Origin of the sequence: Bradyrhizobium sp. sGM-13 (genome assembly GCF_018398875.1) — a bacterium.
Classification (GTDB): Bacteria; Pseudomonadota; Alphaproteobacteria; order Rhizobiales; family Xanthobacteraceae; genus Bradyrhizobium.
On the sequence record NZ_JAGWDK010000031.1, the window covers coordinates 12,131 to 24,935 of the forward strand.

A 12,805-nucleotide genomic window follows, 5' to 3' on the forward strand; every position below is an offset into this window, starting at 1 on the left:
TGATGTCTGATGTTGTTAGTACTGTCCCTGCGGCGTCAGCCCGAGCGCGAGCTGGCCGTACATGGTGCCGACGGCGTCCCAGTTCATGCTGATGTGGCGGCCGACGGCATTGGCGTCGCGCCAGGCGCGCTGCACCGGATTGGAAAGATCGAGGCCGAGCCCGCCGGTCGAGGCGTTCAGTGCCTCACTGGCGCGGATGGCCAGCGCAACCGAAAAGGCCTGGCCGCGGCGGCTGACGATGCGGTCCTCGATAGAGACCGGTCTGCCGTCGCGGATCGTCGCCGCGCGGTCCCTGAGATCGCGCAGCAGCACTTCGCGCGCCGCATCGACCGAGGCGGCCGCTTCCGCAACGCGCAACTGGATGGTCGGGAAATCCGCCATGCGGTTGTTGTGGCCGGCCACCGCGCCGCGCGTAATTCGCCTCGAGGTAACGGCAAGATAGTCCTCCAGCGCGCCGGCGGCGGCGCCGACTGCGGTAGATGCCAGGCAGGAGGGAATGTTCGACAGCATCGGGATTGAGAAGGTGGGGTTGGCTGCATGCACCGTGGCGCCCGGCGTCTTGCCGGATGTGGTGTCGGCGAACGACAGCAGGCGGTGCGCGGGCACGAACACGTCTGACAGTACGAGCGTCTTGCTGCCGGTGCCGCTGAGGCCGACGACATTCCAGGTATCGTCGATGACGTAGTCGGTGGCCGGAACCAGCAGGAAGGCCGGCGCAAACTGGCCGGCTTCCGTCTTCGACGGCAAGAGCGCCGCGCACAACGACCATTGCGCGTTGTCGCAGCCGCTCGCAAACGACCAGCGCCCGGTGAGGCGATAGCCGCCGTCGACCTCGATCGCCCTGGCGGCCGGCGCGTAGGAGCCGCAGGCCAGCGCGTCGGGATTATCATCCCAGACGTCGCGCTGCGCGATTTCCGGAAATCCCGCGATCAGCCATTGATGCGCCGCCAGCAGGCCGCCGACCCATGCCGTCGAGGCGCAGCTTTTCGCAAGCTCGATGTTCAATTCGACCAGCACGTCGAAATCGTGCTCGTAGCCGCCGAACATCGCCGGCTTGACGATATCGAAATAGCCGATCATGCGCAGCGCGGTGATGTTCTCTTCCGGCACGCGGCCCGCCTTTTCCGTGGTGTGGGCGCGTGCCTTGATCTGCGGCGCGATCTGCGCGACGCGGCTCCGCAACTCGGCAATATCAGGGCGAAGCGACGGCTGTGCCGGCACGTCCTTCAACTGGGCGACTGATACCATTGGTTTGCTCCGTATCTTGGATGGGCTGAAAGGCGGCTTGGCGGATCACGCAGCCTGGCTGTCGTGCGGCACCGAGAAGCAGTAGGTCGCGTCCTGGTAGATCAGGGGTTCGATCGGATCGCGCACGTTGACGGTCTCAGCTTCGCCGATGAAAATCGTATGCGTGCCGTAGGGGACGGCGGCGGCCTTCTTGCAGAAGATGTTGATCTGGGCGTCGGCGAGGTAGGTGACGCCCTCGGGCGAGGTCATCCAGTCGCCAAGTCCGAACCGTTCGTCGGCAGGCATCGCGCCGCTGAAGGCGGACGAAAGTGTGATCTGGTCGCGGCGCAGAACGTTGACGCAAAACCGGCGAGCCAGCAGCATGATGTCGTGCAGCAGCGTTTGTTGGTTGACGCAGACGATCAGCGAGGGTGGGTCGAGCGACAGCGACGTCACCGCGGTCGCCGTCATCCCGTGGCGGCGGTTCTGGTCCGCAGACGTGATCACCGACACGGCGGCAGGAAATCGCCGCAACGCGCGCTTGAACGTTTCACGCAATTCGTCGGATGCCGAATCCAGCGACATGGTTTCCTCCACTGAACAATCCGCTCTTGATCGGCGGCTTAATTTTCGTGAACAATAATTGCATTTGCAAATGACAAGTCAATCAAAAATTTTCAAATGCAACAATTGCCTTGAAAAATGATCGGCGCCCGGCTATTGGATGAGTGCAAAAGTTGCACCAACGCAGGATGCAAGATCTTGTACCGGCTGACGAATTCCTTGCCCTACATGCTCAACCGCGTCGGCGTGCGGATGGGCGACCTGTTCTCCCGGCGCATCGCGGGCTACGGCGTGACGCTACCGATGTATCGCGTGATGGCCGCGCTCTGGGAGAAAGGCGATCAGCGCCTCGGCGATCTCGCCGCCATGACGACGATCGAGATATCGACGCTGTCGCGCCTGATCGGGGAGATGAAGCGGCGAGGCCTCGTAACGCGCACGCGGCTGAAGGACAACGCACGTACGGTTGCGATCAACCTCACGCCGAAGGGGCGGACGCTGGTGGAAGAATTGATCCCGATCGCCATCCATTTCGAGGAAGTGGCGGTTCGCAATTTTCCGTCGAAAAACGTTTTGGATCTGAAGACGGTGCTCGCAGAAATCTACAAGAGCCTGAATTCGATCGAGCCCGAAATCGAGGAAGTCAACAAAGCGCGCAAGGCGGCGAGGCCGAAGGGTTGATGCTTGCGGAGAGCGCGGCGGGCGGCACCCGCCTTTAGCTGCGCATGGCTGCGCGAAAGCCGACGAAGCTCAACGCGCCAGCCACGATGACCGCAATCCAGCTCGCCAGAACGGCACATCCACGTCATTCAAGGTGACGGACCATCCCATCACGATCCGGATCAACTGCAGAAGTGCGATCAGGGCAAAGATGGCGGCGGAAGTGGCTCAACAGAGCCGCTCTCGATGTGTCGCACAATCGCAGTTTCGCGACGCCGCGAGTCACTTCCGCCTTCGGCACCTTTGAGAACGTCGCCGACGGCGACTGAGGATGTCTGTTTATCGGGGCGGACCGGAAGTGATCGGTACACCGTCAAAACGACGCGAATGACCCAACTCGGAAGTGGAGTGCGCATCGCAGCAGTGGAAACAATGATGATAAATGCCGCCCAGGAGATGCCAGCCTCAATCGCTGTCGCGGCGCACGCTGCTATTGCCAAGACTTGATTGTCACGCGCGCGGGATTCCGGCGTCGTTTGTCACTAACGCCGGCTACCAAACCGATTTCGTGCGCTACTGGTGTTGTAGTACCGGATAGAACCTCCACGGAGGAAATTCCGATATGCTAAAACTGGCCTTAATCTACCGGCGTGCTCCGACATTTGTTATTTTTGTCCGCTGGAATGCCAATCAAGGAGCCGGGGCTCACCTAGGCTAACAAAAATCAACTCCGTGGACCGCTCATTCGACCGAGCCGTCAGGGCTTACAACAACGAGGCCGAGCAGGCTCTCGGCCGCCATAGCATAGGAGCTTGATCATGACGCGCTTCTCGACATTCCGTTTAGTGAGCGCGTTAGCCGCGCTTGCGTTCGTAGTATTGCTTGCCGTCTTGGGCGGCAAGGCCATTTCCGCGCAGGACAAGTACACTGTGCAAGTGCCGAATGGGCTCGCGTTCTCTGAGTTCAGGGGATACGAGGACTGGCCAGTGATCGCGATCAGTGAGAGCGGAGGCAAGATCGCTGTGACCGTAGGGAATCCGGTAATTATCGACGCCTATAAGGAAGGCGTGCCCGGCAATGGCAAGCCTTTCCCAGACGGCGCCAAGATGGCGAAAATTCATTGGAGCCCGAAAGTACAAGAAACCTGGCCCGGTCAGCCAACGGTGCCAGGTGCGCAGCATGACGTTGGTTTCATGGTCAAGGACAGCAAGAGGTTCGCGGACAGCGGCGGATGGGGATGGGCCGCGTTCGACTATGACGCGGCGTCCGATAGGTTTAAGCCCGCCACTGTAGCGAGCAGTCCGCCGCAGGAAAATGACGCGAAGTGCGGGCTCGGGTGCCACACGGTCGTGCAGAACCGCGACTACGTGTTCACGGAATACGGAAAGAGGTGAGATCGGATAGCGGGAGCTAACGAGGCTGATTCAGCGCGGAATAGCAGAACAAATACCGATGTGCCGCAGGACAAGCGGATCGAGCTTCGCATCGGCATTGGTGGCAAACACGACAAGCCCACATTGCTTATTCCGCTCAAGTCCCGCGGTCATGCCGGCAAACGAGGAAGGATAACAGGAATGAGTACGATCGATGCTGGCGCCGCTAATCTTCAAGGCCACGAGCTTGGCGTAGCAACTGTTTCTGGAGCCATTAGACGGGGCGAAATCACGGCTGAGGCTCATGCGACCACGCTTATACAGCAAGCGCGGGTTAATTCCGATCTAGCTTCGTTTATCACAATTGATGAGACTGCAGTCCTTGAAGCAGCCAGAGCAGCGGACCTGGCGCGGGCTGCAGGCAGGAACTTGCCTCTCCTTGGTGTTCCGATTGGCGTCAAGGACAGTTATATGACCCGCGCGCTTGCAACATCGTTCGGCACCTCCGTGCTGAAGGATTTCGTGCCGACCCGTGATGCTCTTGTTGTTGAATCTATTCGCGACGCCGGTGCCCTTGTTTTCGGCAAGAACAATCTCGTCGAAATGTCGTATGGTCTGACCGGCGATAACCCTCATCACGGCCAGACTAAAAACCCCTACAACAAAGCACAGGTAACGGGCGGCTCATCGTCGGGTGCGGGTGCATCGGTCGCTGCTCGGATCGTCCCGGCTTCGCTCGGCGGTGATACGGTTGGCTCGATCCGCGTGCCGGCGGCACTATGCGGTGTCGTGGGCTTCAAGCCAACGCCCGGCCGCTGGTCGGGCGATGGGGTCGCGCCAATCTCACACACTCTTGATACCACTGGCGTACTTGCGCGCAACGTCGATGACTGCATCCTGCTGGATGGTGTCGTGGCCGGATCACCCTCTCAGACAATTGGCGCACATCCTGATCTAAAAGGGCTCCGCATTGCTTACGCTCCGAAGCAATACCTTAGCGGCGTCGATAGCGAAGTCGAAACTAATTTCCGCGAGAAGCTACTGAGATTGAAGAACGCGGGGGCGCAGATCGTTGAGGTCGACCTTGGCGAGGACTTTGGGGAACTAACCGAGCGCGCAACATGGACCATCTTTGCCAAGGAGACCCGACCAGCAATCATGGAGTTCCTGAAACTTCAAGGGATCCCGGTTTCATTCGACGACATCCTTGAGAATTTGGGCCCAGCAATCAGGGGAGCTTGGGAGCATATCTTGCTACCTAGCGGCCGCGGTTATAGTTCGGATGATGCCTACAATGATGTCCTGAACAAGGATCGCCCGGAGCTCCAACGTCGCATGATGCGGCTGGTGTTCGATCGCGCCGACTTCCTCATCTTTCCGACGACACCGTGCACGGCACCCGCAATTGAAACGCAGCGCAGATTTGTCGTCGGCGGCAAGGAAGTCTCCGATCTTGTGCTCGCAAAAAACACAATCCCAGCCAGTTGTGGCGGCTTGCCAGGAATTAGCCTGCCGGCCGGGCTTTCGCGAAGCGGATTGCCTTTCGGCATTGAGATCGACTCCGCTCCAGGGCGAGACAGCCAGTTGCTAGCTTTCGCACGGCGTGTGGAGTCAGTGCTTGGCCCCGTGGCCCCGCCACCTGGCTTTTCATAAGCTCCGCTTCGCGCCGGGCTTCACCATTTTTTTTCGGCGATGCGGAAGTAGCGCGTCGGAGATCGTCACGAGGCGTATGCGGCGCCTTCCCCGCTCGACGTGAAAACTGAAGCCAACGATCGTAACATCGTCAAGCTTCGGAGCGACCTCATCAGGCTCGGAACGTCCGCCATGGGGCGGATTGCGCGCCTCGAGAGCGCATAGCGTCGGCGAGCTTGCCCTTCTGACCGATCAGACCAAGCTTTGCGCATGGCACTTCTGGAATACTTCGGCGAGCGGCGTCGCTCCTCGGACTGCGGCCGCGAATGTCCTTCTCGATGGCGAACAACTTGGCGATGTGCTTCAGCATTCGCGAATGTCCGTACTTGGCCCATCGCTTCGATATCGGCATGTCTGCTTTTGCGCCGCTCTTGGACGTTGAGCGGACATGATCAATTTATGAGTACACGCGCTAATTCGCCGCCGAGCGGGAGCGCTTGTTGTTGGTCGCCACCTCGGGATAGCCGTGCAGCTTCAGCTTGTCAGCTTGCACGCCCCAACTTTCCAGCCGATCCAGAAAGCTCATGCCGAGCAGATTGGTCTTCAACTGCCCGCGCGGCACCACCAGCGCCGGGACCGATTTCTCGACGAGGCCGCCGACCGCGAGGCGATCGAGGGTCAGCCGCGCCGCCTTGGTGTGGCCGCCGGCGGTTTCGAGTTCGACGTTGTATTCGAGCATCTCGATCGGCAGGCCGATCGCCTTCGCCGTTTCCCAGGTCAGCACCACCGACGTCGCGCCGGTGTCGATCACCATCGGCGCCTTGACGCCGTTGATCTTGGCGTGCAGCGCGAATTCGCCGGCCTTGCCGCGCGCGATCTCCACAGCGGGCGCCGGCTTCAGGCTGTGTTGCCACAGCATTTTCGATACCGAGTTGCTGGCGCGCGCGATCTGGTTCGGATCGCCATAGGCGACGACGGCGCCGGCGGTGGCGGCGAGCATCGCCAGAACGAGCATGATGCGGATCACTGGGCGCCTCCGCCGTTTCCTCCGGTGGTCAGCCGCGGTCGGTGTGCGGCGGCATCGGAACCAGGCCCGCATCCATCATGCGCGTCGCAAGCCCTTCCATCACGGCCAATCGCTCTGCCGTTTCCATGCGGTGCCAGCGCGCGATCTCCGGCAACGTTCGTCCGCAGCCGAAGCAGAGTTTGGTTTTGGGATCCATTATACAGACTGCGATACACGGCGTTTCTTTGCTCATTTGTAGATAGTGAGGTGGTTTGCTTCCTTTGCGCAAGCGCTTGCAACTACAACCCCGTGCCGGCGCTCATGATCGGCTTGTGACGCGGCCGCCGCTTGTCCTCGACGGCCGCGGTGACTGCGGGGTCCGGCTGCAGGGGCGGGGCCTCCTCGGCCATCGGCGCCAGCGCGCTCATCACGCGCTCCGGCGGGAAGGTGACGATGACTTCGGTGCCGATGCGCAATTTCGATTTCAGCGTGAAGGTGCCGCCATGCATGTCGATCAGGCTCTTGGCGATCGGCAAGCCCAGGCCCGCACCCTGTTCGGCCGATTTGATCGAGTTGGAGCCCTGGCCAAACGAAGCCAGCACGATCGGGATTTCATCCTCGGCAATGCCGGAGCCGGTGTCCTTGACGCTGAGATATTGTCCACCGGAAGCCGTCCAGCCGACCTTAAGCCAGATGTCGCCGCCCGGCGGGGTAAACTTGATCGAGTTGGATATGAGATTGAGCACGACCTGGCGCGTGGCACGCTCGTCGCCCCAGATCCTGGGCATGCCGTGCTCGAACACCTCATGAATGGTGATGCCGCGGCTGGTCGCGCGCAGCTTCAACAGATGATGGCAGTCGGCGACGACATGCACGAGCGACACTGCTTCCTCGTTGAGTTCGTAGCGGCCGGCCTCGATCCGCGACAGATCGAGAATCTCGTTGATGAGGTTGAGCAGATGGACGCCCGAATTGTGGATGTCGGCGGAATATTCCTTGTAGACCGGCACCGCATGCGCGCCGAAGATTTCGCTCTTCATCACCTCGGAGAATCCGAGGATCGCATTAAGCGGCGTGCGCAGCTCGTGGCTCATCTGCGCCAGAAAGCGCGACTTGGCGACGTTGGCGGATTCGGCGCGGTGCCGCGCTTCGTCGGAGATCGCCTTGGCCTGTTCGAGCTCGCCGATCAGCGCGTCCTTTTCGGCGCGCGCTTCGATCGTCTCCAGCGTCGTCGAATGTAGCTGGTGGGCAAGCAGCGCAAAATAGCTTTCGGCGGCGACTGCCAGCAGCGCGAGCGCGTAATTGTCGAAGGTTCCGCCCATCACGAAATTGAGCGCGATCGCAGCCGTCACCGGCGCGGTTGCCGCCACCGCCGCAATGGGCAGCGTCGCGGCCAACATGCTTGACACCGCGATCACCAGCAGCATCAGGAACATCATCATCGTGTTCGAGACGACGTCGAGGCCGGCAGGGTCGAGCAGGATCGCCGTCCAGCTCAGGCCGTAGAGCAGGTCGAGCAGCACGAAGCGGGTTTGCCATTTGCGCGTGGCGGCGAGATTAGGCTGCTCGCTGAGGAAGCGCTTGCAGTTGCGAATGATGGTGGCATGGATGCAGAGCATGCCGACGGTCCAGACCGCGGCCGGCACGGCATATTTCCAGAGGCCGAACAGCACGCCGGTCGCAACCACCAGCAGCATGACCACGAAGGAAGCAGATACCCGGGTCTGGGCGTATTGTCGGAGCAATTCGGTATCGAAGGCGGGGCGGGTCCCGCTGGTCGACGTTAACCGATCCCGCGCCTCGCGCACCCGCTGCGCCGCCACGCGCCGGGTGTTGACCGCTGATGCGACCGGCGCTTCTGCCGGAAGCTGGACAACTTCGGGCTTCTCTGCGGGCTTACTCATTGAACAACACAAAATCCTGCCCGCGAACTGCGCGGGCTTTTGCATTGTCTATCTGTGCCGCTAAATCATTAAGCGATGACTTAAAGAGCTAAAAATTCTCGTAAACAGGAAGTTAAAATTAACCTGTCGGGCGGACGGAACCCCCGCTTCTGACTGGATAAGAAGCGGGGGCTTTGCGCTTTGTCTTAACCTGTTTCTTTAACTCACCGCTCCAGCCGGGCCAAAAGGCTCGACGTATCCCAGCGCTTGCCGCCCATCTTCTCGACCTCGGCGTAGAACTGATCGACGAGGGCGGTCACCGGCAGGTTGGCGCCGTTGCGGCGGGCCTCAGCGATGCAGATCGAGAGGTCCTTGCGCATCCATTCGACGGCGAAGCCGAAGTCGAACTTGCCGTCATTCATGGTCTTGTAGCGGTTCTCCATCTGCCAGGACTGCGCCGCGCCCTTGGAGATGGTCTCGATCACGGCCGCGACGTCGAGCCCGGACTTCTTGGCGAAATGAATGCCTTCCGACAGGCCCTGAACGAGACCTGCGATGCAGATCTGGTTGACCATTTTGGTGAGCTGGCCGGCGCCGGCGGGCCCGAGCAGTTTGCACATTCTCGCGTAAGCGCCGGAAATGATCGGCTCGGCAGCGGCATAGGCGTCTTCCTTGCCGCCGCACATCACCGTCAGCACGCCGTTTTCCGCACCCGCCTGGCCACCGGACACCGGCGCGTCGATGAACTTGAAGCCGGCCTTGACGGCGGCAGCATCGAGCTCGCGGGCGACTTCGGCGGATGCGGTAGTGTGGTCGACGAATACCGCGCCGTTTTTCATGCCGGCGAAGGCGCCATCGGTGCCGATCGTGACCGCGCGCAGGTCATTGTCGTTGCCGACGCAGCACATCACGAAATCCTGACCCTCGGCCGCAGTCTTCGGCGTCGGCGCGGTGCGCCCGCCGAACTTGTCCGCCCACTCCTTCGCCTTGGCCCCGGTCCGGTTGTACACGGTCACCTCGTGGCCGCCTTTTTTCGCCAGATGTCCTGCCATGGGGAAGCCCATTACGCCGAGACCGAGAAAAGCGACTTTAGCCATGTGTGTTACCTTGGAGTTTTCGCCGGCGACGTTGGGCCGGCCGGACGGTGTTTTTGGAGGAGCCGCACCATAACCGCTGCGCAGGGGAGGGCAACGCCTTCGTTGGTGGGCGCGGCCGGATTCGTGCTAGGATAGTTCCTCAAGAACCTCACAAAAAAGGGAGTGACATCGCATGGGCGTCAGCGTGGGCGTGCTCGACCATTTCAACATCCGGACCCGCAACCTTGCCGATACGGTCCGGTTCTATGAGGACATTCTTGGCCTGGAAAAGGGCGCCCGGCCGAACTTCGCATTTCCCGGGGCTTGGATGTACAGCGAGGGCAAGGCGGTGGTGCACCTCGTCGATATCTCCAAGACCGACGAGCCGCAGAAGCCCGATTCCGGTGTTGTCCACCATGTCGCGTTTGCCAGCTACGGCTTTGACGGCATGAAACGGCGGCTGGAACAGAAGGGCATGGCGTACGACTCCCGGCAGGTTCCGGGCGGTGACCTCTGGCAGATCTTCGTCAATGACCCCAATGGCGTGATGATCGAGCTGAATTACGAGGCGGCGAAGGAGCAGGCGGCTGCCGCCCCCGCCGAGCGGCAGGATGACGTAGGAGCGAGATAGCCTTTTGCGCTGAACCGCTCTATGGGTCGCATCGGACGAGCATGATCCGGAAAAGTGGGGGCCGGTTTTCCCTCGCGACAAACGCGGAACGCGTTTGCGCAGAGATCATGCTCTAGCGTATTGGAACGCGGCTCCGCTTTCGGACTTGGTCCGGTGCGGGTCGGTTCGCGTCAAGAATGCGCGTCAAAACAAGCGAGTAGGACCCGGTTCTCGCTCCGAACTGCAAGGGCTTCAGGAGATGCGCGAGTGAGCGTAACACAGCAACAGGTTCTCGATGCCCTTAGCCGGGTGGCCTCGCCGCGCGGCGTGCCACTGACCAATGCCAACGTGCTGTCACTGATCTCGGTCACCGACGGCAAGGTGTTCTTCTCCATCAATGTCGACGCCGCCGAGGCTAGAGCCTGGGAAAGCGTGCGCGCGCAAGCCGAAGCTGCAGTGCGCGCGATCCCCGGTGTCAGCACGGCGATGATCGCGCTCACGGCCGAGCGCAAGCCCGGTGCTCCGCAGGCCGCGCCCGCGGCGCATCGGCATGCGCATGGCGTGCAACCCGCTTCCGCCCACCGCCCGCCGCAGGGCGCGGCCTCGCCGATGTCGAAGCAGGCGGAGATTCCTGGCGTTGCCGCCATCATCGCAGTGGCCTCGGGCAAAGGTGGTGTCGGCAAGTCGACCACCGCGCTCAATTTGGCGCTTGGCCTACGCGACCTCGGCCTGCGCGTCGGGCTGCTCGATGCCGACATTTACGGCCCCTCGGTGCCGCGGCTCACCGGCATCAGCGAAAAGCCGCAGCTCAACGCCGACCGCAAGATGATTCCGATCAAGCGTTTCGGGCTTTCGATTATGTCGATCGGCTTCCTGGTCGAGGAAGACACCGCGATGATCTGGCGCGGGCCGATGGTGATGTCGGCGATCACCCAGATGCTGCGTGACGTGGCGTGGGGCATGCTCGATATTCTCGTCGTCGACATGCCGCCCGGTACGGGGGACGCGCAATTGACCCTGGCGCAGAACGTGCCGCTGAAGGGAGCGGTGATCATCTCAACTCCGCAGGACCTCTCCCTGATCGACGCGCGGCGGGGGCTTGCGATGTTCAAGAAGGTCAACGTGCCGGTGCTCGGCATCGTCGAGAACATGAGCTACTTCCAGTGTCCCGAGTGCGGCACGCGCTCGGACATTTTCGGCCATGGCGGCGCGCGCCATGAGGCGGAGCGGCTGGGTGTCCCATTCCTGGGCGAAATCCCGCTGCACATGTCGATTCGGACCACCTCGGACGAAGGTAATCCGGTGGTCGCGAGCGAGCCTGATGGCCCGCATGCTGCGGTCTACCGGGCTATCGGGACCAAGGTTCGCGACCAGCTTCAGGGCGCGATTGCCGCGGCCTAGGGTCGCCTTATCCGCCCCCATACGACTTTCGTTTAATCAGTGCAGTCATGCCTTTGTCGCGTTTTCTGGCGCGAACTTCCGTGTTAAAGCGCCCCCGCCAGAGCGCCCCGGATGCCGTGGAATTCGTCCCGCCGGAGGAACGCTCGAGGAAAATTTGGGGAACGACCCGAAGGAGAGCTTGAATGAAGCGTCGTGATTTTTTGAAGGTTTCAGCGGCCGGTGCTGCCGCGACAGCCGTTGCCTCGCCGGCGATCGCGCAATCATCGCCTGAGATCAAATGGCGCCTGACGTCGAGCTTCCCGAAGTCGCTCGACACGATCTACGGCGGTGCCGAGCACCTGGCGAAGCAGGTCGCTGAAATGACCGACAACAAATTCCAGATCCAGGTCTTCCAGGCCGGCGAGCTGGTTCCGGGTCTGCAGGCACTCGACGCGACCTCCAAGAACACCGTCGAGATGTGCCACACCGTTTCGTACTATTACGTCGGCAAGGATCCGACCTTTGCGATCTTCTCGGCCGTGCCGTTCGGTCTCAATGCGCGCCAGCAGAACTCTTGGCTGGCGCAAGGCGGCGGTAACGACCTCGCCAACGAGTTCTTCAAGAAGTCCGGCGTGATCGGCTTTCCTTGCGGCAATACTGGCACGCAGATGGGCGGCTGGTTCCGCAAGGAGATCAAGACCGTCGCTGATCTGTCGGGCCTCAAGATGCGCATCGGCGGCATCGCCGGCCAGGTCCTGCAGAAGGTTGGCGTGGTGCCGCAGCAGATCGCCGGCGGCGATATTTATCCGGCACTTGAAAAGGGCACCATCGATGCCGCGGAGTGGGTCGGCCCGTACGACGACGAAAAGCTCGGCTTCGCGAAGGTCGCAAAGTACTACTACTACCCCGGCTTCTGGGAAGGCGGCCCGACGGTTCACGCCTTCGCCAATCTGGAGAAGTGGAATGAATTGCCAAAGGGCTATCAGGCCATTCTCACCAACGCGGCAGCGAATACCAATGCCTGGATGAACCAGCGCTATGACATGCTGAATCCCGCGGCACTGAAGCGTCTGGTCGCCAGCGGCACGCAGCTTCGTCCGTTCACCAACGAAGTGCTGGAAGCTTGCTTGAAGTCGACCAACGAATTGTGGGCCGAAATCTCCGGCAAGAACGCGGACTTCAAGAAAGCAATTGAAGCGATGCAGGCCTATCGCTCCGACCAGTATCTGTGGTGGCAGGTCGCCGAATATACCTATGACAGCTTCATGATCCGTTCGCGCACGCGCGGCTGATCGGACCCGGATACCTGTCCCAAAAGCTTACGAGAAAGCCCGGCCTTCGCAAGAAGGTCGGGCTTTTTCGCGTTTGCATCCAATTGCTTATGGAAATCGGCG

Annotated in this window: 11 protein-coding genes and 1 pseudogene; 6 read left to right on the forward strand and 6 right to left on the reverse strand. The window is 61.3% G+C overall.

Going from position 1 to position 12,805, the window contains the following annotated elements; all coding sequences use genetic code 11:
* Positions 1 to 15 precede the first annotated feature (15 nt).
* Both KJQ96_RS31295 and KJQ96_RS31300 read right to left on the reverse strand, forming a co-directional pair.
* Positions 16 to 1,248 carry an acyl-CoA dehydrogenase family protein gene (locus tag KJQ96_RS31295; RefSeq protein WP_213290213.1) on the reverse strand — a complete coding sequence of 411 codons (1,233 nt, stop codon included), beginning with the start codon at positions 1,246 to 1,248 and terminating at the stop codon, positions 16 to 18.
* A 45-nt stretch (positions 1,249 to 1,293) separates the two neighbouring features.
* Positions 1,294 to 1,812: a flavin reductase family protein gene (locus KJQ96_RS31300; protein WP_213290214.1), complete on the reverse strand. Its 519-nt coding sequence runs from the start codon at positions 1,810 to 1,812 to the stop codon at positions 1,294 to 1,296.
* Positions 1,813 to 1,989: 177 nt separating this feature from the next.
* Here KJQ96_RS31300 and KJQ96_RS31305 point away from each other — a divergent pair, with 177 nt between their 5' ends.
* The 3 genes from KJQ96_RS31305 to KJQ96_RS31315 all read left to right on the forward strand — a co-directional run bounded on the left by KJQ96_RS31305 (position 1,990) and on the right by KJQ96_RS31315 (position 5,477).
* The gene (locus KJQ96_RS31305) at positions 1,990 to 2,472 is read left to right on the forward strand and encodes a MarR family winged helix-turn-helix transcriptional regulator (protein WP_213290215.1); all 483 of its coding nucleotides are present in this window, start codon (positions 1,990 to 1,992) and stop codon (positions 2,470 to 2,472) included.
* A 797-nt stretch (positions 2,473 to 3,269) separates the two neighbouring features.
* Complete coding sequence (locus KJQ96_RS31310; protein WP_213290216.1) at positions 3,270 to 3,845, forward strand: cytochrome P460 family protein; 576 nt, start codon at positions 3,270 to 3,272, stop codon at positions 3,843 to 3,845.
* A 60-nt stretch (positions 3,846 to 3,905) separates the two neighbouring features.
* Positions 3,906 to 5,477, forward strand: a complete 1,572-nt coding sequence (locus KJQ96_RS31315; RefSeq protein WP_309142495.1) for an amidase family protein — start codon at positions 3,906 to 3,908, stop codon at positions 5,475 to 5,477.
* 451 nt (positions 5,478 to 5,928) lie between these two features.
* Here the strand turns inward: KJQ96_RS31315 and KJQ96_RS31320 are convergent, their stop codons facing one another.
* From KJQ96_RS31320 to KJQ96_RS31335, 4 genes and pseudogenes are all read right to left on the reverse strand, one after another.
* Positions 5,929 to 6,483 (reverse strand): TIGR02281 family clan AA aspartic protease, encoded by a 555-nt coding sequence (locus tag KJQ96_RS31320; RefSeq protein WP_213290217.1) that lies wholly within the window; start codon positions 6,481 to 6,483, stop codon positions 5,929 to 5,931.
* A gap of 28 nt (positions 6,484 to 6,511) precedes the next feature.
* On the reverse strand, positions 6,512 to 6,715 hold the full coding sequence (locus tag KJQ96_RS31325) for a DUF1289 domain-containing protein (RefSeq protein ID WP_213290218.1): 204 nt from the start codon (positions 6,713 to 6,715) through the stop codon (positions 6,512 to 6,514).
* Between the two features lie 46 nt (positions 6,716 to 6,761).
* Positions 6,762 to 8,366 (reverse strand): HAMP domain-containing sensor histidine kinase, encoded by a 1,605-nt coding sequence (locus tag KJQ96_RS31330; protein WP_213290219.1) that lies wholly within the window; start codon positions 8,364 to 8,366, stop codon positions 6,762 to 6,764.
* A gap of 203 nt (positions 8,367 to 8,569) precedes the next feature.
* Positions 8,570 to 9,448 (reverse strand): annotated as a pseudogene (locus tag KJQ96_RS31335) (NAD(P)-dependent oxidoreductase); the annotation flags it as partial.
* 166 nt (positions 9,449 to 9,614) lie between these two features.
* On the opposite strand from KJQ96_RS31335, the gene KJQ96_RS31340 reads away from it, so the two are divergent.
* The 3 genes from KJQ96_RS31340 (at position 9,615) to KJQ96_RS31350 (ending at position 12,703) form a co-directional block, all read left to right on the forward strand.
* On the forward strand, positions 9,615 to 10,052 hold the full coding sequence (locus KJQ96_RS31340) for a VOC family protein (RefSeq protein ID WP_213290221.1): 438 nt from the start codon (positions 9,615 to 9,617) through the stop codon (positions 10,050 to 10,052).
* 246 nt (positions 10,053 to 10,298) lie between these two features.
* Positions 10,299 to 11,432 (forward strand): Mrp/NBP35 family ATP-binding protein, encoded by a 1,134-nt coding sequence (locus KJQ96_RS31345; RefSeq protein ID WP_213290222.1) that lies wholly within the window; start codon positions 10,299 to 10,301, stop codon positions 11,430 to 11,432.
* A 182-nt stretch (positions 11,433 to 11,614) separates the two neighbouring features.
* The gene (locus tag KJQ96_RS31350) at positions 11,615 to 12,703 is read left to right on the forward strand and encodes a TRAP transporter substrate-binding protein (RefSeq protein ID WP_213290223.1); all 1,089 of its coding nucleotides are present in this window, start codon (positions 11,615 to 11,617) and stop codon (positions 12,701 to 12,703) included.
* Positions 12,704 to 12,805: the final 102 nt, after the last annotated feature.